27 protein-coding genes are annotated in these 21962 nt (G+C 58.6%); 1 reads left to right on the top strand and 26 read right to left on the bottom strand.

Going from position 1 to position 21962, the window contains the following annotated elements:
* Position 1: 1 nt before the first annotated feature.
* The 13 genes from H6A20_RS05110 to H6A20_RS05050 all read right to left on the bottom strand — a co-directional run bounded on the left by H6A20_RS05110 (position 2) and on the right by H6A20_RS05050 (position 11144).
* Positions 2-511: a hypothetical protein gene (locus H6A20_RS05110; protein ID WP_204906069.1), complete on the bottom strand. Its 510-nt coding sequence runs from the start codon at positions 509-511 to the stop codon at positions 2-4.
* Positions 512-524: 13 nt separating this feature from the next.
* Positions 525-1001 (bottom strand): hypothetical protein, encoded by a 477-nt coding sequence (locus H6A20_RS13525; protein WP_243426133.1) that lies wholly within the window; start codon positions 999-1001, stop codon positions 525-527.
* Positions 1002-1135: 134 nt separating this feature from the next.
* A complete protein-coding gene (locus tag H6A20_RS05100; protein WP_243426132.1) occupies positions 1136-2389 on the bottom strand; it encodes an AfsR/SARP family transcriptional regulator in 1254 nt (417 codons plus the stop codon).
* Positions 2390-2533: 144 nt separating this feature from the next.
* The gene (locus tag H6A20_RS05095; RefSeq protein ID WP_204906068.1) at positions 2534-3844 is read right to left on the bottom strand and encodes a sensor histidine kinase; all 1311 of its coding nucleotides are present in this window, start codon (positions 3842-3844) and stop codon (positions 2534-2536) included.
* Positions 3841-4527, bottom strand: coding sequence for a winged helix-turn-helix domain-containing protein (locus H6A20_RS05090; protein ID WP_204906067.1), 687 nt, complete (start codon positions 4525-4527; stop codon positions 3841-3843). Before H6A20_RS05090 ends, H6A20_RS05095 begins: the two co-directional genes overlap by 4 nt.
* A 19-nt stretch (positions 4528-4546) precedes the next feature.
* On the bottom strand, positions 4547-5203 hold the full coding sequence (gene phoU / locus H6A20_RS05085) for a phosphate signaling complex protein PhoU (RefSeq protein WP_204906066.1): 657 nt from the start codon (positions 5201-5203) through the stop codon (positions 4547-4549).
* Between the two features lie 3 nt (positions 5204-5206).
* Entirely contained in the window at positions 5207-5956 is a 750-nt protein-coding gene (pstB, locus tag H6A20_RS05080) for a phosphate ABC transporter ATP-binding protein PstB (RefSeq protein ID WP_243426131.1), read from the bottom strand.
* 14 nt (positions 5957-5970) lie between these two features.
* Positions 5971-6831: a phosphate ABC transporter permease PstA gene (pstA, locus tag H6A20_RS05075; protein WP_204906064.1), complete on the bottom strand. Its 861-nt coding sequence runs from the start codon at positions 6829-6831 to the stop codon at positions 5971-5973.
* Positions 6824-7717: a phosphate ABC transporter permease subunit PstC gene (pstC, locus tag H6A20_RS05070; protein ID WP_204906063.1), complete on the bottom strand. Its 894-nt coding sequence runs from the start codon at positions 7715-7717 to the stop codon at positions 6824-6826. Before pstC ends, pstA begins: the two co-directional genes overlap by 8 nt.
* Positions 7718-7751: 34 nt before the next feature.
* Entirely contained in the window at positions 7752-8657 is a 906-nt protein-coding gene (locus tag H6A20_RS05065; protein WP_338106588.1) for a substrate-binding domain-containing protein, read from the bottom strand.
* 219 nt (positions 8658-8876) lie between these two features.
* A complete protein-coding gene (locus H6A20_RS05060) occupies positions 8877-9767 on the bottom strand; it encodes a YitT family protein (RefSeq protein ID WP_204906061.1) in 891 nt (296 codons plus the stop codon).
* A gap of 79 nt (positions 9768-9846) precedes the next feature.
* Complete coding sequence (locus H6A20_RS05055; RefSeq protein ID WP_204906060.1) at positions 9847-10497, bottom strand: GTP pyrophosphokinase; 651 nt, start codon at positions 10495-10497, stop codon at positions 9847-9849.
* A gap of 122 nt (positions 10498-10619) precedes the next feature.
* Complete coding sequence (locus H6A20_RS05050; protein ID WP_204906059.1) at positions 10620-11144, bottom strand: cob(I)yrinic acid a,c-diamide adenosyltransferase; 525 nt, start codon at positions 11142-11144, stop codon at positions 10620-10622.
* 400 nt (positions 11145-11544) lie between these two features.
* Here H6A20_RS05050 and H6A20_RS05045 point away from each other — a divergent pair, with 400 nt between their 5' ends.
* Positions 11545-11811 (top strand): hypothetical protein, encoded by a 267-nt coding sequence (locus tag H6A20_RS05045; protein WP_204906058.1) that lies wholly within the window; start codon positions 11545-11547, stop codon positions 11809-11811.
* 22 nt (positions 11812-11833) lie between these two features.
* On the opposite strand, the gene H6A20_RS05040 is transcribed toward H6A20_RS05045, so the two are convergent.
* The 13 genes from H6A20_RS05040 to spoIIAB all read right to left on the bottom strand — a co-directional run bounded on the left by H6A20_RS05040 (position 11834) and on the right by spoIIAB (position 21962).
* Positions 11834-14098 (bottom strand): bifunctional diguanylate cyclase/phosphodiesterase, encoded by a 2265-nt coding sequence (locus H6A20_RS05040; protein WP_204906057.1) that lies wholly within the window; start codon positions 14096-14098, stop codon positions 11834-11836.
* Between the two features lie 28 nt (positions 14099-14126).
* A complete protein-coding gene (locus H6A20_RS05035) occupies positions 14127-15467 on the bottom strand; it encodes a diguanylate cyclase domain-containing protein (RefSeq protein WP_204906056.1) in 1341 nt (446 codons plus the stop codon).
* A gap of 13 nt (positions 15468-15480) precedes the next feature.
* The gene (locus tag H6A20_RS05030; protein ID WP_204906055.1) at positions 15481-16191 is read right to left on the bottom strand and encodes a PAS domain-containing protein; all 711 of its coding nucleotides are present in this window, start codon (positions 16189-16191) and stop codon (positions 15481-15483) included.
* A complete protein-coding gene (locus tag H6A20_RS05025) occupies positions 16145-16651 on the bottom strand; it encodes a GGDEF domain-containing protein (RefSeq protein ID WP_204906054.1) in 507 nt (168 codons plus the stop codon). Before H6A20_RS05025 ends, H6A20_RS05030 begins: the two co-directional genes overlap by 47 nt.
* Positions 16641-17504, bottom strand: coding sequence for a hypothetical protein (locus H6A20_RS05020; RefSeq protein WP_204906053.1), 864 nt, complete (start codon positions 17502-17504; stop codon positions 16641-16643). The genes H6A20_RS05025 and H6A20_RS05020 overlap by 11 nt, the downstream gene beginning before the upstream one ends.
* A 123-nt stretch (positions 17505-17627) precedes the next feature.
* Entirely contained in the window at positions 17628-17984 is a 357-nt protein-coding gene (locus H6A20_RS05015) for a SpoVA/SpoVAEb family sporulation membrane protein (RefSeq protein WP_204906052.1), read from the bottom strand.
* A 1-nt stretch (position 17985) separates the two neighbouring features.
* Positions 17986-19020 carry a stage V sporulation protein AD gene (locus tag H6A20_RS05010; protein WP_207750374.1) on the bottom strand — a complete coding sequence of 345 codons (1035 nt, stop codon included), beginning with the start codon at positions 19018-19020 and terminating at the stop codon, positions 17986-17988.
* A complete protein-coding gene (locus tag H6A20_RS05005; protein ID WP_204906051.1) occupies positions 19017-19484 on the bottom strand; it encodes a SpoVA/SpoVAEb family sporulation membrane protein in 468 nt (155 codons plus the stop codon). Before H6A20_RS05005 ends, H6A20_RS05010 begins: the two co-directional genes overlap by 4 nt.
* Before the next feature lie 33 nt (positions 19485-19517).
* A complete protein-coding gene (locus tag H6A20_RS05000) occupies positions 19518-19940 on the bottom strand; it encodes a stage V sporulation protein AB (protein ID WP_204906050.1) in 423 nt (140 codons plus the stop codon).
* A complete protein-coding gene (locus H6A20_RS04995; protein ID WP_204906049.1) occupies positions 19900-20568 on the bottom strand; it encodes a stage V sporulation protein AA in 669 nt (222 codons plus the stop codon). Before H6A20_RS04995 ends, H6A20_RS05000 begins: the two co-directional genes overlap by 41 nt.
* On the bottom strand, positions 20547-20723 hold the full coding sequence (locus H6A20_RS04990) for a hypothetical protein (protein ID WP_204906048.1): 177 nt from the start codon (positions 20721-20723) through the stop codon (positions 20547-20549). The genes H6A20_RS04995 and H6A20_RS04990 overlap by 22 nt, the downstream gene beginning before the upstream one ends.
* A gap of 79 nt (positions 20724-20802) precedes the next feature.
* Positions 20803-21516, bottom strand: a complete 714-nt coding sequence (locus tag H6A20_RS04985; protein WP_204906047.1) for a SigF/SigG family RNA polymerase sporulation sigma factor — start codon at positions 21514-21516, stop codon at positions 20803-20805.
* Entirely contained in the window at positions 21495-21962 is a 468-nt protein-coding gene (gene spoIIAB, locus H6A20_RS04980) for an anti-sigma F factor (protein WP_207750373.1), read from the bottom strand. The genes H6A20_RS04985 and spoIIAB overlap by 22 nt, the downstream gene beginning before the upstream one ends.

Below are 21962 nucleotides of genomic sequence, written 5' to 3'. Positions count from 1 at the left end.
GCTAAGACTCCTCCGGCGCTGCCTGCGCGCCCTTGTCTTCTCCTGTCCTGGTCCTGCTTGTATTGACAAAGTTCTCGATCATCGAGAGCACGTCGGAAGCCATCCTGGACGCGTCTTCCCGCGCCTTCTGAAGGATCTGCTCCGCCTCCCGCTTCGCCTGGGAGGTGATCTGCACAGCGTCCGCGCCGGCCATGCGGCGCATCTTCTCCGCCTGCTCCCTGGCCTGTGCCAGTTCTTCCTCCGCCCGCTCCTTCGCGCCCGCCTGCTGCTCCTTTATATTCTCCAGATATTGATCCGCCGCGGCCTGCGCCGCCTCGAATACCCGGTTCAGCTCCAGCGCGGCCTCCGCAAGGGATCCGGCGTTCGCAACATCCAGCGTCCGCGCCTCCAGCCGGCTTTTCAGTTCCGCGTTCTCCTGCTTTGCCTGCTCCAGCTCCTCCTGCAGTCTGTCGATGACGTCCACCAGTTCCAGCCGCTTCAGTTTCTTTAAGTCGTTCTCATATTCCGCCATGGATCCTGCTCTCCTATTCTGTCAGTGTCTGTATCTGCTCCCCGCCGTCCTCCGGACCGTCCGCGTCCAGCGCCCCGTCGATCAGCTTCAGCAGCTCCAGGGCTGAGCGGAAGGGTACGGTCTTCTGCTGCTCCGCCCAGGTGACCACCCCCTGCCAGCTACTGTGCTGGCGGTGCTGCACCCGGACGATGAACGTCCCTCTGTCACCGTGTTTTTTTAAAAGTTCCGCGTCACCCATCATCCTTGTCATCTCCGCTTCGCCGTTTGTATGTTGTTTCTTTAGAAAAGACCGGCTCTCCGTACCCGGGAAGGGGTACTTCAGCCTGTTGAAGAAATCCTCCATGAGCAGGAACGCGTCCTCCACGCCGTTGAACGGGATGCCGTCCCTGCTGTATCCGTGATAAAGTTCTCCGCTGATCCTGCTTTGCGCGCCGTCCACGCAGAGGACGACCGCGCAGGGAGTTCCGATGTAATTTCCTGATCCTTCCATATCTGTTCCGGTCCTATCCCGCCATGCTGTTATCTTACATTGCTATCTTACCAGCCCCGCACGCAAAAGAAGCGTCAAAACTCCATATGAAAATGGGAATTTTGACGCTTTTCTTTGCGTTTTCTTTATCTTTTTTACTCGTCCTGCAGGATGCTGCTCACGTGGTAGGACACGCCCGTGCGCTGCCGGCTGCTCAGAAACATGCGGTCGATCCGCTTCTGCACGATCCGGCAGCTCTCCAGCGTGATGTTGAGGAGCAGGATCAGATACTGCCCGCTGCCGTAGCGGTTGACCACATCGCTGCGGCGGATGGAGTGCACGATGGCCTCTCCCAGGCGGGCGGACAGCTCCTCAAGCTGGGCCCCCTCCTTCATGGGGTTCCCTTTGCTGTCCACCACCGTACAGAGCATCAGGTACACGGACTGGCCGCTGCGTTCCGACATCCGGCCCAGCATCTGGTAGATGCCCTGGAACACGGGGTAGCTGCACACGTAAGGGCCGCTCTTCTCCCGGTTCTCGTTTAAGTTTTCCTGGATAAGCCCCACTGCCTCGTAGGGATGTTCAAACTGGTCGCCCAACTGTTTCAGGGAGTCCAGAAGCTTCTGGGATGGCTTAAGGCCCCGCTCCTCAAAGTAGATCTGGGCGGTGTCCGCATAGAGGCGGTCCGCCTCCTCATACCGCCCCATCCCGATGAGGGCTTCCATCGTGACAGCCTCCCAGTCCGAGAAGGGGGAGATCCTGGATGCGTACTCGCCCACCTTCTGCATCTGGATGTAATCCTGCCTGTTGCGCAAAAGCTCTACGATCTCCTCCACGCAGCGGCAGAACAGGATCCGGTAGCGCCGTTCCTCCGCTGCCACCCAGAGGAACCCCACGTAAGCGCCCAGGAACTCGCCTGTGTATGTATGGAGCGCTTCCAGAAGGAGCCGGAGCCTTTCATCCCGGTTCCTCTCCGCTTCCGCCTGCTGCCAGAGGTTCTCAAAGAGCGCCGCGTCCTCCTCCACCGGCACATCGTCCGTCCAGTAGAGCATGCCGTCCTTCTGGATGATATAGTCGCCGCCGTCCGGCAGCTTTCCAAGCGTCTTCTCCAGCTTCTTCCGCGCGTTGTATAAAACGGTGCGGAAGGCATGGCGCGGGTCGTCCACATCCCGGTCCCCGAAAAGGACCTCCTCCACTGCTTCCCGGCTGATCCCGTCCCTGCGGTAATGCAGCACCATCTGCATCAGATAGGCGAACTGGGACTCCATCGCCTTCTGCCCCGCCAGGGATCTGCCGTTGTACATGAGCGAAAATGTTCCGAATGTCTTTATGATGATCGGGTTTCCTGTCTGTTCGTTCTCCACCCCGGTATCCCTCTTTTCCTGCCCCCTGTTCATCCTGCCGCTCATTTTAGTTTTTAGGAGCTTATATTTACCTATAGTTATACGTTATTATACGACATGATGCATGTTTTCGCAATATTTCTTCCATATACATCTATAATTATGTAAGGGACGGCCCATCCTGAACCGTCCCTTTCCCATCTGTCCTTGTTAAAATGTCAGTTCCATCCTTGTGCCCTTCCCGAGCTTGCTGTCCACATGGATGGTGGCGCCGTGGAGCAGCGCGCCGTGCTTGACGATGGACAGGCCCAGGCCCGTGCCGCCGGTCTCCCGGGAATGGCTCTTGTCCACCCGGTAGAACCGCTCGAAGACGCGCTCGATCTGGTCTTCCGGGATCCCGATCCCCGTGTCGGTCACAATGACTTTCGCGCCGCTCAGTGTATTTCCCACCCAGACGGTCACGCTGCCGCCGGGCCGGTTGTACTTGATGGCGTTCTCGCAGATGTTGTAGATCATCTCGCTTAGGACCTGACGGACGCCCGTGATCGTGACGGGCTCCCCCGTCACCTCCACGTGGACGCTGTGCTTCTCCGCCTTGTGGGACAGGCGCGAGCACACTTCCCGGGTCAGTTCGTAGAGGTCCACTTCCTCCTTCTCGATCTCCCCGCCGCCCTCATCCAGCTTGGAGAGCCGGATGATATCCTCGATCAGCACGATCAGGCGGCTCGCCTCGTTGTAGATCCTCTCGGAAAAGCCCCGCACATCCTCCGGGCGCACCAGGCCGTTCATCATGATCTCCGCATAGCCGGAGATGGAGGTGAGGGGTGTCTTCAGCTCATGGGAGACATTGGCCGAGAACTCTTTCCTCATATTTGCAATGGCTTCTTTTTCCTTGTTCTGCTTATCCATACTCTCTAACAATGGCGTCAGTTCCTCATACACATCATTTTCAAGGGGATGCTCCAGGTCCAGCCGGTTGACGGGTTCGATCAGCTTTGCCACCTGCCGCCTGGACAGCCGCCAGGCAAACAGGAACATGAGGACTGCCACGGCCGCCATGGCCGGCAGGATCGCGAGGGCGGAGCCAAGCGCGCTGGACATGGCCCGGGAGACCCGAAGGACCGAGCCGTCCGAGAGCCGCGCCGCATAGTAGAACATCTCCTGCCCCACTGTATCGGACCTGCGGATGTCCTGCCCTTCCCCCTTTTGAAATGCGCTGCGCACTTCCGGGCGTCCGGCATGGTTCTCCATTGTCTCCTGGCCCCTGGCCGAATCGTAGAGAACATCCCCGTCCGCGCCGATCCACGTCACCCGGGTCCCCTCCCGGAGACCTGCAAGCTCCTCAAAGTACCCGGATCCGGACGCCTCGATGGCCGCGCAGACATAGGACGCCTCCTGCCGTATTTCCTCCTCCATAAGCCCCACGTTCTGCCGGTACACGACAAAGGTCATAAGCCCCATGGTGAGGAGGATGGTGGCCGCGATGACCACGATCATGCTTCGCTGTATCTTCCGTCTCATCTTGTCTCCTGTCCGCTGATCCTGTATCCGACGCCGCGGACAGTCTGGATCTGCTCGCCTGCGTCCCCGAGCTTCTGCCGCAGGGTCCGGACGTGGACGTCCACCGTCCTCGTCTCGCCGTCAAAGTCATAGCCCCATATATCCTCCAGGAGCTGGTCCCTGGTAAGGACGATATCCGGGTTCTTCAGCATCCGCTTCAGCAGCTCAAACTCCTTCAGCGTCAGCGCAACCGTCTCCCCGTCCGACTGGACCTCGTGCTTGCGCACGTCCATGACGATGCGGCCAAGGGCGATCCTGTCCTCCACATTCACGGCGTTCTTCCTGCTCCGCCTGAGCACAGCCTTCACCCGCGAGATCAGCTCCATCATGCCGAAGGGCTTCGTCACATAGTCGTCCGCCCCCAGATCCAGGCCCATGACCTTGTCGTACTCCGTCCCTTTGGCCGTCATCATGATGACCGGGATGTCCTGGGTCTTGACGGATGCCTTGAGCTGCTTTAACAGGGATATGCCGTCCTCGCCGGGGAGCATGATGTCAAGAAGAATAAGCTCTGGCGTCTCCAGCGCCAGAGCCTCAAGAAAACTTCTCCCGTCCTCGAATCCGCGGGCTTTGAACCCTGTTGTCTCCAGTGTATATACAACCAGTTCCCGGATGTTGTTGTCATCCTCCACACAAAATATCATCCGTTTTCTCCTTGCTTTCTTATGCTTCGACGGCCTGCGCTCCCTTGTGGACGCCGGTGATGGAGAACTCCACCCACTCGGCGATGTTGGTCGCATGGTCGCCGATCCTCTCCAGGTATTTCGCGATCATGATAAGATCCACGCCCTGCTCGCCCCGGTTGCCCTCTGCGATCAGCGAGATGATGCTGGTGCGGATCTCATTGAAGAGATCGTCGATGCGGTCGTCCGCGTTCATGACCTTTCTGGCAAGCTCCAGGTCCCGCTCCACGTAGGCGGACACGCTGTCGTTCACCATCCTGGCAACGCCTGCGGACATCTCTTCTATCTTCTTCACGTCACCCACCTCGGACATGCCGGCGGAGATGATGATCTCCGCGATGTCGGCTGTCTGGTCGCCGATCCGCTCCATATCCGTGATCATCTTAAGGGCCGCGGAGATCTGGCGCAGATCCCTGGCCACCGGCTGCTGCTGGAGCAGAAGCTTCAGGCAGAGGCGCTCGATGTCCTTCTCCATCTGGTCGATCTCCTCGTCCGCCGCCATGATCTTCTTCGCCTGCTCCGTGCTGTTTTCCACCAGCGCCTTGGTGACGCGGTTGATGGCCAGCTCGCATAATTCCCCCATGTGGGTGAGCTGTTCGTTGAGCAGTTCAAGCTGCATGTCAAATTTGTTCCGCATATCCTAACCAAACCTCCCTGTGATATAATCTTCTGTTCTCTTGTCCGACGGGATGGAGAACAGTTTCTCCGTGTCGTTGTACTCGATCACTTCTCCCAGCAGGAAGAAGGCTGTATTGTCAGATACGCGGACAGCCTGCTGCATGTTGTGCGTAACCATGACAATAGTATAATCTTTTTTCAGCTCCATCGCAAGGTCTTCGATCTTGGATGTGGAGATCGGATCCAGGGCGGATGTGGGCTCGTCCATGAGGAGGACTTCCGGCTCCACTGCCAGAGCCCTGGCAATGCACAGTCTCTGCTGCTGGCCGCCGGACATGCCCAGGGCGCTGCTCTTTAAGCGGTCCTTGCACTCATCCCAGATGGCGGCGTTCCGGAGGGATTTCTCCACGATGTCGTCCAGCTTCGCCTTGGAGTGTACGCCGTGGGTCCTGGGACCGTAGGCGATATTGTCGTAGATGCTCATGGGGAAGGGATTGGGCTTCTGGAACACCATGCCCACGCGCTTGCGCAGCATGTTCACATCCATCCCCTTAAAGATGTTCTGGCCGTCCAGCTCGATGGTTCCCTCGATCCTGCAGCCCTCCACCAGATCGTTCATGCGGTTGATCGATTTTAACAGCGTAGATTTCCCGCACCCGGAAGGTCCGATGAAAGCGGTGATCTTGTTCGCTTCTATTTCGAGATTCACATTCTTAAGAGCCTTGAAATCACTGTAGTACAGGTCAAGGTTCCTGATACTTATCTTAGACATTTCCATTCCCTTTCCTATGCTTTCGTCAGTTTTCTTGCGATCACGCCGGACAGCGCGTTGATGCCCACCACGAGGACGAGCAGGATGACTGCCGTGGCGTAGGCCTGGTCCATGTAGAGGCCCTCGCTGGACAGATTGTACATGTGTACGGCCAGGGTGCGGCCGGAGCCGAACACGCTGGACGGAACCTGGGCCACGGTGCCTGCCGTGTAGATGAGGGCCGCCGTCTCGCCCACGATACGCCCGATCGCCAGGATGATGCCGGCCAGGATGCCGGGGACGGCGGACGGAAGTACGATGCGGAACACGGTGCGCAGCTTGCCGGCGCCCAGGCCGAAGCTGCCCTCACGGTAGGAGTCGGGCACTGCCTTTAGCGCCTCCTCGGTCGTCCGCATGATCAGCGGAAGGATCATGATGGACAGGGTGAACGCGCCGGCCAGAAGGGAGAAGCCCCACCCAAGCGCATTGACGAAGAACAGCATTCCGAACAGGCCGTACACGATGGAGGGGATGCCGGACAGCGTCTCTGTCGTCAGCCGGATCACTTCCACGAATTTATTTCCTTTCCCCGCATACTCCACCAGGAAGATGGCGGAGAAGATGCCGAAAGGAATGGCGATGAGCAGCGACAAAAGCGTCATGATCACGGTGTTGATGAGGGCCGGCACCACCGACGCGTTCTCGGAGGAGTACTCCAGGGAAAACAGGGACGGTGTGATGTGGGGCAGGCCGTTCGCCAGAATGTATATGATCAGGAAGATCAGCACCGCGAAGGTGATGACCGACGCCAGCATCACGAGCAGGAAGGTGAGAAAAGAGCCCGGATGCTTCAGGTATGTGTGAAACTTATCTTTTGTTGTCATCTTGTTACTCATGGTCCGCCCCCCTCTTAAGTAATGCCACGCTGAAGTTGATGATCAGGATGAACACGAAGAGCACCACGCCTGTGGCGATCAGCGCCTCCCTGTGCAGCCCTGTGGCGTATCCCATCTCCAGCACGATGTTGCCGGTCAGGGTACGGATGCCCTGGAGGATGCTTCCTGTGATGCGGGGCTGGTTGCCGACGATCATGATGACCGCCATGGTCTCGCCGATGGCCCGGCCGATGCCCAGGACGATGCCTGCGATCACGCCGGATTTGGCCGCCGGGATGATGACCCGGAAGATGCTCCTCTCCTTCGTCGCGCCCAGGGCCAGGGATCCCTCATAGTAGTGGACGGGGACCGCCCGCATGGCGCTCTCGGTCGTGCCGATGATGGTGGGCAGGATCATCATTCCCAGGATGAGGGAGGTGGTCAGGATGCTGTTGCCGTCGCCGGACCGCTCCACCAGGCCGATGTCTTTCAGGAAATGGCCGAAGTCGCGGATCAGCGGCACCACCACCACCAGGCCGAAGAAGCCGTACACGACGGAGGGGATGCCCGCCAGCAGCTCGGTGGCCGCCTTCAGGGGCTTATATACCTGTTTCGGGCAGTACATGGCCATGAACACGGAGGTGAGGATCCCGATCGGAACGCCGAAGAGGATCGCGCCCGCCGTCACGTAGAGACTGCCGATGATCATGGGGAAGATACCGAAGATCTCATTGTTGGGACGCCAGATATCGCCCGTGATAAATTTTACAAATCCGATTTCACCGATTGCAGGGATGCCGTTCGCGAACAGAAAGATACAAATGAGAGCTACCGCCAGCACCGAAGCGCAGGCGGCAACTAAGAACACTCCCTGCATGAATTTTTCAGTCCATGCTTTTGATTTCATATTTACCTTTTCCTTTTATCTGCAGGGTGCGGGATTACTCCGCGATCTCGTCCCAGGAGTACACTTCGCCTGTGTAGATGGCCTTTACCTGATCGGATGTCATCTCGTCTGTCGGGTTGTTGTTGTTTACGATCACAGCGATGCCGTCTGTGGCGATCACGGTGCCCTCAAGAGAAGCGGCCTCGTCGTCTTTCAGCTCTCTGGACGCCATACCGATGTCGTAGCTGCCCTCGATGGCAGATGTCATACCAGTCGTGGAGTCAGATGTCTGCAGCTCAATGTTGGCGTTCGGGTTTACCGCTGCGTAAGCCTCGACGAGCTTCTCCATCAGGGGAGATACGGAGGAGGATCCGCCTACCACACAGTCGCCGGCCGGCGCGCTTCCCGCATAAGCCTCCACGTCTGCTACCGGGATGTAACCCTCAGCGGCTACCACTTCCTGTCCCTCTGTGCTCATGATGTAACTCATGAAGTCAGCGGCAACCTCGTTTGTGCTGTCCGGTTTCACCGCTACGTTGAAGGGTCTGGACACCTTGTAGGATCCGTTCTCGATATTCTCCGCGGAAGCCTCGGCTCCGTCGATGGAGAGGGCCTTCACGCTGTCGTCCAGGGATCCGAGAGAGATGTAGCCGATGGCGTACTCGTTCTCAGCGACGGTCGTCATCATAACGGATGTGTTGTTTGTGATCTGCGCGTCGGCTGTGGTCATGTCCACATCCTCGCCGTCCACTTCCTCAACTACGCCGAAGAGCTCTGTGAAGGCGCCTCTTGTACCGGATCCGTCCTCACGGGATACGATGGTGATGTCGTTGGCGGCATCCCAGTCGCCTGCTGCCTCTTCTGTAGCCTCTGTGCCCTCGCCCTCTGCTGCTGTATCCTCAGAGCTTCCGCATCCTGCGAGCATGCCTGTCATCATTCCTGCTACTGCTAATACTGCCATAAACTTTTTCATTTTCATGTTCTGTTTCTCCTTTTGTCATTCAGAATTTTGGATGTGTTTTCCTGACATGTGCTATCTTATAAGAGCAATGTTAAATCTGAAACCAGCTCAATGTTAAATCTACGTAAAATCCTCCCTGCATGCGGACTTCTGTTCCCGCATACAGAGAGGATATCCATTTTTCTTCTATATTAGTCATCCGCAGGGCGGCCTGACGCGCTACAGCCGCTTCTCAAAGTTGCCGTCCACCGCGCAGCCCTCCGTGAAGATCATGAAGGCGTGGGGATCGATGCTGTGCACGATGTGCTTGATCTGCCCCACTTCATATTTGGAGATCATGACAAAGAGGATGTAGGACGTCTTGTTCGTGTAGGCGCCCTCCCCGTCCCAGTTGGTGACGCCCCGGCCCATCTGCTCCATGATGGCCTTGGATATGCCGGTCTTCTTTGTAAAGATCATGACGCTCATGTTGATGTTCTGCACATGGACCCGGTCGATGGCGATGGAGAGGATCGTCGTGTAGATCAGGGAGTAGATGACGATCTCAATGTTGAACATGAACAGGCAGATGGCGTAGACGAGCACGTTCATCATGATATTGACCCTGCCGACGCTGAAGCCCGGATACTTCTTCGTGCAGCACAGGCCGATGATGTCCTGCCCGCCGCCGGAGCTGCGTCCCCTGAGGATCAGTCCCGTGCCCGTGCCGGCCACGATGCCGCCGATGATGCAGGACGTGAGATAGTCGTCCACAATGGGCGCCGCCGGGATGGGCACGATGGTCAGGAACACACTCTGGATGCCGACCGTCACAAGGGTCTTCACCGCAAAGGCGCTGCCCAGCACCCGGTATCCCATGTAGAAGAGCGGGATGTTCATGATAAAGTAGATGATACCGGACAGGTCCACGCCCGCCGGCACCGGCATGTGCAGCACCTGGACGATCAGCGTCCGGATCAACTGGGCGATACCCATGAACCCGCCGTTGTAAAGCCCAAGCGGCGTGATCAGCACGTTGACGCCGAAGGCGAACAGAAAGCTGCCGCCGATCGCGTACACCACCTGGGTCATGGCCTCCTTCTTTTTTGCATCTGTCATTTTCCCGCTCATTCCCTTTTCCTCCTGTACTTTGAGACTCCCCGGGGAGTCTTCCTGACGTCTGATAAAAGAAAGGACTTAAGCCTGCCGCCTAAGTCCCTGACTGCTGTTCTTCCAGACACGCCTGTATCGCCTCGTTGAGCGACAGCATCTTCTCATCCAGCGTAGAGACCATCTCCGCGCATTCCCGCAGGTCCCGGCTGATGTACTCCGGCGCGTTCCCCTCGAACTTGTAATAGATCTTGTGCTCCAGGCTGGCCCAGAAATCCATCGCAATGGTGCGGATCTGGATCTCCACCTTCGTGTCCACCACGCTGTCCGACAGAAAGATCGGGACTGACACAAGCATGTGGTAGCTCTTGTAGCCGCTCTCCTTCGGATTCTTGATGTAGTCCTTGATGGACAGCACCTTAAGATCGCTCTGGTTGCCGATCATCTCCGCCAGCTTGTAGATATCGGATGTAAAGGAGCAGATCACCCGCACCCCAGCGATATCATTCACGTACTTGACCATATTCTCAATGGACGTCTCGTAGCCGTGCCGCTTGAGCTTCTTGACGATGCTCTCCGCCGTCTTGATCCTCGTCTTGATGTGCTCGATGGGGTTGTACTGATGGACATGCTGGAACTCATCGTTCAGGATCTCCAGCTTGGTCCCCACCTCCTTGAGGGCCGACGAATAGAGGAACATGATCGTCTTCCAACTGTCTACATCTTCATAAATTCGGATTGGTGTTTCCATACTGCCTGTTCGTACTCCTTACTGCGCTGCGGCCGCATCTTTCTCCTGCCGCAGCCTCTCCTGTCAGTATAGCATACTCCGGAACCCTTGTCACAGACTTCATACTTATTTAAGATATTCGGTCAGAACTCAATGCCCTCCCTGGCTGTCCTGCCCTCGTCGTAGGGGTGCTTCACCTTCCGCATCTCGGTGGCGTAGCTGGCCAGCTCCATCAGGGCGTCGGACACGTGGTGCCCCGTCATGACGACCTCCAGCCCCCTGGGCTTGTGCTGCAGGAAATGGATCAGCTTCTCCTCGCTCAAAAGCCCCAGGTCCGCCGCGCAGACCGCCTCGTCCAGGATGAGCACGTCAAAATTGATGCAGAACTTGGCGATCTCATCCAGCGCCTTTGTATTGTAATGCCTGTACTCCGCCTTCTCCTCCCGGTTCATCTGGTTGTAGAACTTCACGTGCGTCTTCCCCGGAAGGCAGGTGACGTTGGGGATCTGCTCCAGGATCTTCCGCTCGTTGGACGAGTTGTTCTTCATGAACTGGAACACGAGCACCTTCAGGCCGCTTCCCGCCGCGCGGATGGCCTGTCCCATGGCCGCTGTCGTCTTTCCTTTTCCGTCTCCGTAATAGATATGTATCAGTCCGGTGCCTCTCATCGTTTCGTATACCCCCTGTACTTTTATATTCCCTTATGATGTTACGTTACAATTCTAAAATGATTTCCCCTGTAAGTCAAGGCGAACCATTCCGTCCTGCGTTTAGAAGTTTCTAATGATATCTTTAGTTTTTCTTTAGACGCCTGTCACAGATTGGACATATTTACCGGCTATACTGTAACCATCAAAGAAATGAAGCCGGCGCGGGGCCGCGAAGTTCCTGTTCCCGGATCCGCGAACGGCTTCGCCTAAAAAGACATTCCGTTTATATTTTGATAGATTTACCTTTTTTCTCTTATTTCCTTTTTCAGAGGGCAGCCGGCAGGCTGCCCCTTCCTTTTGTCCCGCATTGATGCTATAATAGCCGGTATGAGATGGTGAAAGAAAGGACGGATGAGCCATGTTCCGTTTATGGGCAAAAGAATTCAAAGACAACCGGATGCTGCGGGACACCGTGATCGTGGACGGGAGCGCTGACACCCGCACCCACAAGATCTTCCGGGCGCTGGACGAGGTGTGCTACGCCTTCGACCTGAGCAAGCCGATCTGGCTTGACTCCACCGTCGCCGAGTTCAAAAGGCACGGCAAAGCCAGGTTTTACCAGGACAATTTTGTGGACTCCATCGACTTTGACTACCTGGAGATCCACGTGATAGAAGAAGACTGATCCAAAAAGGACCAGTCTTTTTTTATTTCATATAGGTTTCCGTGAACTCCTGCGCGCTGACAGGGCGGCTGTAATAGTAGCCCTGGGCGCATTCGCACCCCAGGCGGCGGATCAGTTCCTCGTTTTCCTTCGTCTCGACGCCTTCTGTCACGGTGCGGATCGACAGCTTCTTCGCGATCTTGATGATCTGCTTCATGATGATGGCCTGGCGCCATCCCCCGCTCTCTTCCCGGATCGCGGCCAGGAAGCCCCGGTCAAACTTCAGCTCGTCGATCCGCAGGCTTGCCAGCGTGTTCAAAGAGGAGTAGCCCGTTCCGAAATCGTCCAGGGAGATCTGGAATCCGATCTCCTTCAGCTTCAGGATCTTCTCGTTCAGCTCCCCGATATTCTCCATGGCGAGTCCTTCCAGGATCTCCAGCGTGACCAGCTCCGCCGGGATCTTATACCGGTCCAGCAGGGCCTTCAGCCTGTCTGTGTAGTCCGCCTCGTAAAAGAGGAGCTTGGACTGATTGACGGACAGGGGGACCGGCTTGATCCCGCCGTCTATCCAGGAGCGGAGCTGCCTGCAGACCTTCTCCACCATATACATATCCAGATTTACACAGAACCCGTTTTTCTCGAAGATGGGAATGAACTGGCCGGGATAGATCATTTTCCCTGCGGACGGGATCCAGCGCACAAGCGCTTCCGCGCCGCACACCTGCCCTGTCTCCAGATCCGCCTTGGGCTGGAGATACATCCGGAATTCCTCCCCCTCCAGCGCCTGATGCATGTGGCTCTCCACGTAGTTCTCCAGCTTCTCGTCTTCGTGGAGGGCGGTGTCATAGAACCAGATGCTGTTCTTCAGGGACTGCCTGGCCGTTGCAAGCGCGAACCGCACGTGGGTCAGGCTTTTCTGCACCGATGGCCGCACATCGTTTACATCCGTCCCGATCACAACGCCGCAGTACAGCATGATCTGATAGTTCCGGTTGTTGCTGACAGCGTGACGGCTGATCTCCTCCATCATCTGTACAAGCCTCGCCCGGATCATGTCCCGGTCCGTATCCTTAAGAAGGATGAAAAACATATCGTCTGTGCTCCTGCAGAAGACTTCCCCCTCCCTGATATGACTCATGACGACGTCCTTGATATGGCGCAGGAGCAGGTCCGCCTGCCGGCTTCCGAAGATCTCGTTGATGAACTTGAACTGCCGCACATTCAGCCCTGCCAGGCTGTACTCCGGCGTCCGCTCGATGATCCTGGCCGCCTCCATCTCAAACCGCGGCATATTGTAAGCTCCCGTCAGCGGATCGTACCAGGCGCTCCGGATCAGGCGGCGGTTCGTCTGGTAGATCATGCGGTAGCCGTACAGGATGATCGCCATGATCAGGAGGAGCACAGCCACCGTAATGATCCGGGTGCTCACCATGAGCTGATAGATCCCTGCGTTTACGCTCCTTGCTGTCTGGACGCAGAACAGGTACCAGCCGTTGACCTCCATAGGTTCCAGGAACACCCGGTATGTCTCGTCCATGTAGGTAAACTCTGACCGGCACACGTCTCCCTTTTCCAGCGCCTTCCGGATGTGCTGCTGCTCTTCCGGCCCGATGTAGCCGTGCTCGTAGATGCTTGCCAGCTCTTCCTCCACAACCCTGTCTTCGGCGCGCACAAGGATCCGCCCCGTATCAGAGATCAGGTGGATATAGCCCCGCCCGGTCAGGATGGACCGGTCCTCCAGGATCCCTGCCAGGGAATCCGTACTGACGCCTGCTACCAGGGCGCCGACCGTCCCGTCCGCCGTATACACCGGCACCCCGTAAAAGTAGATGCTTCCGCTCCCGTCTGACAGCTCGTAGATCCGGGAGAGCCCGCTCTCCCCCGCCCAGGCGTTCTCTACAACAGCGCGCAGGTTCCCGTCCACATCGTCCAGGGAAATACCTGTCTCAATGCCCGCTTCCCGCGTCACTCTCGTCCCGGTCCCGTCCTTTGGAAAATAGCCGAGACGGATGAACTGGTTGTACTGCCGGGAATCGTTGAATGCGTGCAGGAAGTTCTCCGTGCTCATCTGCGAGTGGCGCAGAAAACTGGACAGGGTATGCAGCGTCTGGAAATCCCCGTCTATCTTCCGGCTGATGTTGATCTTGTACTGCTCCGCCTCGCTCTCCATCTGCGCGTCCAGCGTGTCCTCCAGCATGGCCCGCAGATAGTAGGAGGCCACGCTGCCGCCGGCCAGGATCAGTATGCTGATCAGGATGACCACAATGGTCACCCGGTTCAGACGTTTTTTTAGTGATCGTTCATCCATCTGTGTCTCTCCTGTGTCGTCCGCGTTGTCATTCCTCCATATCGATCCTGCGGATACGGCAGCATCCCTTTACCCTCTTTGCCTCATACAGGACCTGGTCTGCCAGACGGTAGAGCTCCTGAAAGCTCCGCCGCTGCCTCCCGCAGATCCCGCCGATGGAAATGGAGGTCCCGCTTTCCGGATACCGGCGCCGCGCCTCCTCCTCATACCGGCGGATCACCTGCTCGGCCTTCCTTTGGATCGCATCCGCATCGCTGCACGGATAGGCGAGCACCGCGAACTCGTCTCCGCCCACCCGTATGACCACGTCGGACTGCCGGAATGCCTGCTTTAAGACCGCGCCGGTATAGTACAGCATCCGGTCCCCCTCCTCGTGCCCGTACAGATCGTTTACCTGCTTAAAATCATCCAGATCCAGCATGAGGAAGGCGTAGGGCATCGGGATCTTCATCCGCTCCTTAAGAAGCGATTCGCCGCCTCTCCGGTTGTAGACCTCCGTGAGAAAATCTCTGGACGACTCCTCCATCAGCCGGATCCGGTTCTGCACGTCCTTGGAGACGTCCATCAGGACGCTGATGATAGCCTCCCGGCCGTCCTCCGTGGTGATCTTGCGGCCCACGTCATAGACCCAGAGGTATCCGCCGTCTTTTTTGCGCACCCGGTATTCGATGGAGTACTCCCGGTTTGTCTTCATCCGCTCCAGCACTTCCCGGGTGACGCGGTCCGCGTCGTCTTCGTGGAAGGAATTGGCCACCATGCCGTCCACAGCTTCCACAAATTCCTCATACGTATAGCCCATCATCTCAAGCATGGTATCATTGATCACATAGAGCGGGAAGCCCTCCTCAATATAGCCGCCGATGATCCCGCCAGGCATGATCCTGCATACAATGTCCAGGATCTCTTTCTGCGCCTTCCCGTCCATCGCCTCCGCCTGCTTGGAGATATAATGAAGCGGGAAGAACTCCTCCCTGTCCTGGGAGCGGCTTGCCTCCGACATGTGCAACTGCGAGGCGAGCCAGCGCCCTCCCTCGCGCCGGAACGTGCCGGTAAAACGGGTCGAGTAGAAAAGAGGCGGCACCTCCCCCTGGTCGATGGTCGTCTCCACCCGGCAGAAGCAGTGCAGGCAGTCCGGCGTGCACTGCTTTTCGTGATAGTCCAGGATCCGGTACCGGATCGGCATGGGAAGCCCCTCCATCTCCTGCCTGAGAAGCTGTTCCAGTTCCCGCTTGTTCAGGGCGATCTCCTCCTCGCCGGTCCCCAGGCTGTACACGTCATCCGTCACCAGGGACAGGGTTTTCTCAATATCTCTCTGTTTCAGATAGGCCTGGAAAAATGTGTCCAGCGCCTGGTATAACTCTTTTTCCACAGCCTTCCCCCCCCTATTCATTATGTATACCTAAACTGTCGATGATCGTGATGACCAGACCCCTGATGTTATTCTCCGTTGTGCGGTAGGGCGCGATACGGAGTGTATAGTACCGCCCGTTCATGGCGGTCACCTCCCGGTCGATGGGAACCAGATTTTTGGACACCTCCTTGGCATCCTTTACGATGTCCTCCTCCGGGAAGCTGTGGGCGAAGATCTGCAGGGAGCGGCCCACATCATGCTCCATTAACTGGAACTCCCGCCCTACATACTCCGTGAACTTCCGGATATTCAGGTTGCTGTCCACAAAGAGGATGCCGATCATGGTGGAGGACAGGAAGTTGGACAGGTCGTTGGTGAGCATGGTCAGCTCATCCAGCTTCTGCTGGTACTCCGTGTTGACTGTGTACAGCTCCTCGTTGACAGACTGCAGCTCCTCGTTTGAGCTCTGCAGCTCTTCGTTGGCTGTCAGGAGCTCCTCGTTGGCGGCCTGCAGCTCCTCGTTCACTGTCTCCAGCTCCCCGATGGTGGCTTTCAGATCGTTGCGGGACTCATGAAGCTCCTGCTCCAGATCCGCGATCCGGCGCGCCGCCGTGGTATCCACGTCGTACTTCTCCGTCACGCCGTCCAGGTCCGCCGTCTGATTTTCCATAAAGAGGACGGCGATCAGTCCCGTGTCATCGTTCTGCCGGCCGGGACGGGCCTTCTGTCCCGTCCTTCTCATCTGTCAGGACGCAGACGCTGCCGGTGCCGTTGCTCCGGGCTTCGTAGATGGCTGCCGCCGCCTGCCCGAACAGCCGCTCAAACGGGATCTGCGCTCCCTGCGCCAGGTATACCCCGACGGAGACCGTGGCCGCCATACCGGAGGGCGCCGCCCCGGCAAGGCGCACCTGCGAGCAGACCTCTTTCGCCTTCTCCTGCGCCTTCTTCCCGGATATCGCTCCGGCGCTGTAGACGAGGAAGCTGTCTTCTCCCACGCGGCTTACGATGTCCGAGCCGCGGAACAGGGAGGACAGGATCTTCCCCACGCACGCCATCATATGTTCTTTCTCCCCCTGGCCGTATGTCTCCGCCATCTCCGCCGCCTGATCCAGCCGGACCAGAAACAGGGCGCAGACGTCCTCTGCTGTCATCTTGCCCAGATGCGCCGTGATATACCTTCTGGCCTCCTCATCATCCGGCAATCTTATCGCCGCTTCCTGTCCTGCTGCTTTCTGTCTCGGGTTTCTCATTGGTTTTTTCTTTCCCCTCTTCCACTTCCAACTGCCGGTACTCTTCGCCTTTCCAGTAATCGTCCAGCCGGACCGGCATATCCTTCACCATCTTCTCCATGCGGGAGTTCAGAAGGTACAGGCCCTGCTGGGCGCTGGATATTTCTTTGATATACTGTTCGATCTTATATTTGGCCGCCATGAGCTGTATGCCCTTCTCTTCAAGCTGGATGTTGATCCTAGAGGCAATGCGGTGTCTCTGCTCATCTTCCTCCTCCTTCAGCTTCTGCCGGGCGCCCTCAAGGATAGCGTCCGCCTGCTGCCGCGCCTCTTTTTCGATGATCCAGGCGTTATTGCGCGCTTCCTCCATGATTTTTCTCACGGTCTCATAGTCAAACAGCTCGTCTTCCTGTCCCTGCTTCTCCAACTTCTCCTTCAGGCTTTGGTTCTCCTCCTCCAGTTCCCTTAAGGACTCCCGCAGGGAAGCGAGCTCTTCTTTTTCCGCCTCCGGCGCCGCCTCTCTGACCGGCGCGCCGATCACTCTGCCAAGCTCTTCCTCCAGTTTCCGGAGGGCGTCCTCCTGGCCGGCCCCGTCTGCCGTCGGGGATGCCGGCCGGACGTCTGACCGGGCCGCCTCCAGTTCGTATCTCACCCTCGTAAGTTCCGACTCGCTCTCCTCTGCCCGCCGGATCAGATCCTCCTTTTCCTTCTGGTGAAGCTCCCTGACAGAGTCCATCTCCTTTTCAAGCGTCTGGATGTACTCGTCCACATCGTCCCGGTTGTACCCGCCGAACACCGCGGTGCGGAACATGCCATTGTCTGCCATCCTTCATTCCTCCTTTTATCCTTCGCACTCCTTATGTCTGCGCATTTTATCCAATTGTCGCACAATCCTACTCTATATTATAGGTGCATTTTTGCGGATATTCAAGGACGGCTTTCCTGTTTTTCACTTTTTCATCTTCGGCTCAAACACAAGGGAGGCCAGGTAGCCGAAGATGAGGGCGGCCGAGATACCGGCCGCGCTGGCTGTAAAGCCGCCCAGGAAGATGCCGGTGAACCCCTCCTGTTCCACCGCCTCCTTCACGCCGTTCCAGAGGGTGTTGCCGAATCCGAGCAGGGGGACCGAGGCGCCGCCCCCGGCGAACCGGGCAAAGGGTTCATAGACGCCGAGGAATCCCAGGACCGCCCCTGTGCACACGAGGAGGACCATGACCCGCCCCGGCATGAGCTTTGTCCGGTCCAGCAGGATCTGGACAAGGGCGCAGATCGCCCCGCCCACCCAGAATGCATTGACATACTCCATCCTATCCTTCCTCCTTCCAGTCCGGGCAGTGCTCCAGCAGGATGCCGTGGGCGATGCCCGGCACGCTGGCCCCCTCGTTGTAGCTGACCGTGGACATGAGCGCGCCGGTGGGGACAAACAGGACCCGCTTCCACTCCCCGGATATGATTTTCGGCAGGATGAAGGCGGAGAGCGTCACCGCCGCGCAGCCGCAGCCGCTCCCGCCCGCGTGGGTGTCCTGGGCCTTCTGGTCAAAGATCAGTTTCCCGCAGTCCAGGTGGAGGCCGCCGATGTCGATCCCCCTCTCCCGCAGCAGGTCCAGCAGGATGCTCTGTCCCACATACCCCAGGTCGCCGGTCACGATCCGGTCGTACTCCTGCGCCTCCCGCCCGAAGTCCTCCAGATGGCAGGCGATGGTGTCTGCCGCCGCGGGGGCCATGCAGGCGCCCATGTTCTGGGAATCCTTCAGGCCGTAATCCACGATCTTCCCCACCGTCACCCCCGCGATCCGCACCGCGCCCTTCCTGCTGCCCACGACAAAGGCGCCGGCGCCTGTCACCGTCCACTGGGCCGAGAGGGGCCGCTGGCTGGCGTAGCTTAAGGGAAACCGGAATTCCTTTTCCGCTGTCCCGAAATGGCTGGACGTGACAGCCAGCATGTACTCCCCGTACCCCGCCGACACGGCCATGGCGGCGAGGGCCAGCGCCTCCCCGGAGGTGGAGCAGGCCCCGAAGAGCCCGAACATGGGGATCTGCAGTTCCTCCGCCCCCATGGAGGTGGCGATGCCCTGGCGGAGCAGGTCTCCGCCGTACAGGCAGCGCACCTGTTCCGCGCGGATCTTCGCCTTCCCCAGCGCCAGGATGCAGGCCTCCTTCTGGATCCTGCTCTCCGCGGCCTCCCACGTCTTCTCCCCGAAGAGGTCGTCCTCCCCCGTCACGTCAAAACAGTCTCCCAGCGGCCCTTCTGCCTCCTTCTTTCCCGCCACGGAGGCGCTCCCCAGGATGCAGGGGGCCTCGGTAAAGGCAAGGCTCCTTGCGCCCTTCGTCTTCTGGATCATCCGATCACCCCCGTCTCCAGCGCCGCCCAGTACACGAATCCAAGAAGGGAGCTGGTAAAGATCCCGTAGAGGATCACCGGGCCGGCGATGGTGAAGATCTTGCAGCCGATCCCCATGACCTGTCCCTCCTTCTTGTACTCGATGGCCGGCGCGGCCACGGAATTGGCAAACCCCGTGATCGGCACGAGCGCCCCGGCCCCGCCCCACCTGGCGATGCGGCCGTACAGATTAAGGCCCGTCAGCAGGGCGCTCGCAAAGATGAGGAGGATGCAGCACCAGGCGGCGCCCGCCTCCTTTCCAAGCCCCATCTTTTCGCTGTAATTTAAGATAAACTCCCCGACTGTACAGATGACGCCCCCTGTCAGAAATGCCTTCGCCATATTTGCAGGCAGGCTGTGGACCGGCGTCTTCTTTTTTACATAGTCCCTGTACGCCTGTTCCCGGCGCTCCTTTCCTGTTTCCATTTTGTTCTTCCACCTTTCCTTTCCCGGCTGTCTTTAACCGCCCCACTGGTTCCAGAAAAACACGAGGGCGCCCAGCCCTTTCCCGAAGGCCATGCCAAGGATCGCCCAGGGAAGACAGTTCTGAAGCCGGACCCGCCGGATAAATACCGGGAATACGTTCAGCACCTCCGCCAGGGCCATGGCCCAGCAGCCGGTGAAGATCCCCGCCAGCAGCCCGAACACCGCCAGCGTCACAGCCCCGCCCGGCAGGTCCAGTCCGTACACAAAGACAAGACTGCCCGCCGCGCCGCCGAGCGCCGCCGCGTCCTCGTAGAGGAGCACATGCTCCCCCGTGTGGGTCCGGTCCGCGAAATCCGCCACGACCCCCAGCTCGACAAGGAAGGAGAACAGGCCGCCCGCCACGGTGATCCCGGCGCTAAGCCCCAGGATCCCCAGAAGGATCTGCTGCATCCACATCCAGTTCCCGCCCCTTTCTGGCGCAGGCCTCCACCAGGGCACTCTGTATCTCTCCCTCGTAGGTGCGCATCTGCACCTCGATGGGCGTCGGGTCCTGGGAAAACCGCTTTTTCCCGAAATGATTGAAGAAGATCAGGATCCCCATGACAAGGCCGATGCTGTAGGTGCACTCCAGGACGGTGAACCCGCTCTTCGCCTCCCCGGTGACAAAGGTGTAGATCTGTCCGAACAGCCGGCTCACATCCACATCGTTGTTGAAGGCCATGATGGAGAAGGCCGCTCCCGCAAAGGTCACCAGCGCCACACCCGCCGTCTTGAGGGCGTGAAGGGCTCTCCCGTCCCGGCGCGCCTTCACGTACGTAACGATCACATCCGCGCTGCCAAGGCTGACCACCTGGAGCTTCGGGAATTCCCTGCGTATGGCTTCCACCGCCAGCAGGACGCTCACCACCCGGCGCTGGGCCCTGCCCCCGCGGTCCGGTTCCGGAAAGCGAAGCAGGCGGATCGCGCGGATCCCCTCTTTTTGCGCCGGCGCCGCGCCCCCGATCTGGAAGAGGTCCCCCAGTGTGACGGCCGGATGGTCCACCTCCACGCTGGCGTCCGCCTTTAGATAGACTGTGCCGTCCATAGGTCAGATGCGCCCCCGTCCAGGTACACGAGGGTCCCCTCCGTCACATCCACACTGTCCAGCGTATCCTGCACATACCAGACTGCCCCCAGGAGCACGGCAAGCGCCGTCACGGCAAGAAGGCACGCCCGGATTTTTTTCCTCGCCTGATCCATACTGTCTCCTCCTTTTTTTGCTGTCTCACAGTTAGTATGGATCCCGCCTCTGGAAACTATACATGCCGGCGTGCCTTTTTCAGATTTTTTCGCGCATTTTCTCCAGGATCTTCTTCTCCATCCTGGACACCTGCACCTGGGAGATGCCCAGCATCTTCCCCACTTCGCTCTGGGTCCTCTCCGCAAAATAGCGCAGGTAGATGAGCTGCCTCTCCTGCGCCCCAAGCTCCTCCAAAAGCCGGGCGAGGAGCATGCGGTCCAGGAGTTTCTCCTCCCGGTCCTCCCGCTCTTCCAGCCGGTCGAGGAGCCGGATCTCCCGCCCGTCCTTCTGTCCGACGGTCCGGTGCAGCGACTCCACCTGGGCGCCCGCATCCAGCGCCTGCATCAGCTCCTGGGGCTCCACGCCCGCCAGGGCGGCCACCTCCTCCACAGAGGGCTCCCGCCCCGTCTCCTCCCGCAGCCGGTCCCGGCAGGCGCAGGCCCGCACGGCCGTTTCCTTCAGGGAACGGCTCACCTTGATCATGCCGTCGTCCCGGAGGAAGCGCTTGATCTCCCCGGATATCATAGGCACCGCGTAAGTGGAAAACCGGACGTCATACGAGAGGTCGAATTTGTCAATGGCTTTCAGAAGTCCGATGCTTCCGATCTGAAAGAGATCCTCCGCCTCCGTCCCCCTGCCCCGGAACCGCTTCACAATGCACCAGATCAGCCCCGTATTTTCCTCCACAAGCTGTGCTTTCGCCTCCTCATCCCCCTCGTGAGACCTCTGTATCAAAGCGATTGTGTGGTCCATAGATCCCTTCCTCTTCCGACCTCCTTGCGCATCCGCACGGTCGTCCCCCTGCCCGGCTCCGATTCCACTTCCAGCTCGTCCATGAACGCCTCCATAAAGGAAAAGCCCATGCCCGAGCGCTCCAGTTCCGGCCGGGTCGTAAAAAGCGGCTCCATGGCTTTCCGGATGTCCGGGATGCCAACCCCCTCGTCGGACACTTCCAGATACAGGCTCTTCCCCTCTGTCCACGCCCGGATATGTACTTTCCTGCGCCTGTTTTCGTAGCCGTGTATGATGGCGTTGGTCACCGCCTCGGACACGGCTGTCTTCACATCCGCCACCTCCTCCACCGTGGGATTGAGCTGCGTCATAAAGGCGGCCACGGTCACCCGCGCGAAGGCCTCATTGGACGAGTGGCTGTCGAAGGTAAGCTCCATCTCATTTGTCACATCCCCTACATGTTCCAT

Source organism: Mordavella massiliensis, assembly GCF_016901695.1.
GTDB lineage: Bacteria > Bacillota > Clostridia > Lachnospirales > Lachnospiraceae > Claveliimonas > Claveliimonas massiliensis_A.
This window is presented reverse-complemented; position numbering and strand designations above follow the sequence as displayed.

Bases quoted from the DNA above. Each gene is read 5' to 3' on its own strand.
- H6A20_RS05110 (WP_204906069.1), bottom strand. From the start codon at position 511: ATGGCGGAATATGAGAACGACTTAAAGAAACTGAAGCGGCTGGAACTG.
- H6A20_RS13525 (WP_243426133.1), bottom strand. From the start codon at position 1,001: ATGGAAGGATCAGGAAATTACATCGGAACTCCCTGCGCGGTCGTCCTC.
- H6A20_RS05100 (WP_243426132.1), bottom strand. From the start codon at position 2,389: ATGAGCGGCAGGATGAACAGGGGGCAGGAAAAGAGGGATACCGGGGTG.
- H6A20_RS05095 (WP_204906068.1), bottom strand. From the start codon at position 3,844: ATGAGACGGAAGATACAGCGAAGCATGATCGTGGTCATCGCGGCCACC.
- H6A20_RS05090 (WP_204906067.1), bottom strand. From the start codon at position 4,527: ATGATATTTTGTGTGGAGGATGACAACAACATCCGGGAACTGGTTGTA.
- phoU (WP_204906066.1), bottom strand. From the start codon at position 5,203: ATGCGGAACAAATTTGACATGCAGCTTGAACTGCTCAACGAACAGCTC.
- pstB (WP_243426131.1), bottom strand. From the start codon at position 5,956: ATGTCTAAGATAAGTATCAGGAACCTTGACCTGTACTACAGTGATTTC.
- pstA (WP_204906064.1), bottom strand. From the start codon at position 6,831: ATGAGTAACAAGATGACAACAAAAGATAAGTTTCACACATACCTGAAG.
- pstC (WP_204906063.1), bottom strand. From the start codon at position 7,717: ATGAAATCAAAAGCATGGACTGAAAAATTCATGCAGGGAGTGTTCTTA.
- H6A20_RS05065 (WP_338106588.1), bottom strand. From the start codon at position 8,657: ATGGCAGTATTAGCAGTAGCAGGAATGATGACAGGCATGCTCGCAGGA.
- H6A20_RS05060 (WP_204906061.1), bottom strand. From the start codon at position 9,767: ATGAGCGGGAAAATGACAGATGCAAAAAAGAAGGAGGCCATGACCCAG.
- H6A20_RS05055 (WP_204906060.1), bottom strand. From the start codon at position 10,497: ATGGAAACACCAATCCGAATTTATGAAGATGTAGACAGTTGGAAGACG.
- H6A20_RS05050 (WP_204906059.1), bottom strand. From the start codon at position 11,144: ATGAGAGGCACCGGACTGATACATATCTATTACGGAGACGGAAAAGGA.
- H6A20_RS05045 (WP_204906058.1), top strand. From the start codon at position 11,545: ATGTTCCGTTTATGGGCAAAAGAATTCAAAGACAACCGGATGCTGCGG.
- H6A20_RS05040 (WP_204906057.1), bottom strand. From the start codon at position 14,098: ATGGATGAACGATCACTAAAAAAACGTCTGAACCGGGTGACCATTGTG.
- H6A20_RS05030 (WP_204906055.1), bottom strand. From the start codon at position 16,191: ATGAGAAGGACGGGACAGAAGGCCCGTCCCGGCCGGCAGAACGATGAC.
- H6A20_RS05020 (WP_204906053.1), bottom strand. From the start codon at position 17,504: ATGGCAGACAATGGCATGTTCCGCACCGCGGTGTTCGGCGGGTACAAC.
- H6A20_RS05015 (WP_204906052.1), bottom strand. From the start codon at position 17,984: ATGGAGTATGTCAATGCATTCTGGGTGGGCGGGGCGATCTGCGCCCTT.
- H6A20_RS05010 (WP_207750374.1), bottom strand. From the start codon at position 19,020: ATGATCCAGAAGACGAAGGGCGCAAGGAGCCTTGCCTTTACCGAGGCC.
- H6A20_RS05005 (WP_204906051.1), bottom strand. From the start codon at position 19,484: ATGGAAACAGGAAAGGAGCGCCGGGAACAGGCGTACAGGGACTATGTA.
- H6A20_RS05000 (WP_204906050.1), bottom strand. From the start codon at position 19,940: ATGTGGATGCAGCAGATCCTTCTGGGGATCCTGGGGCTTAGCGCCGGG.
- H6A20_RS04995 (WP_204906049.1), bottom strand. From the start codon at position 20,568: ATGGACGGCACAGTCTATCTAAAGGCGGACGCCAGCGTGGAGGTGGAC.
- H6A20_RS04990 (WP_204906048.1), bottom strand. From the start codon at position 20,723: ATGGATCAGGCGAGGAAAAAAATCCGGGCGTGCCTTCTTGCCGTGACG.
- H6A20_RS04985 (WP_204906047.1), bottom strand. From the start codon at position 21,516: ATGGACCACACAATCGCTTTGATACAGAGGTCTCACGAGGGGGATGAG.
- spoIIAB (WP_207750373.1), bottom strand. From the start codon at position 21,962: ATGGAACATGTAGGGGATGTGACAAATGAGATGGAGCTTACCTTCGAC.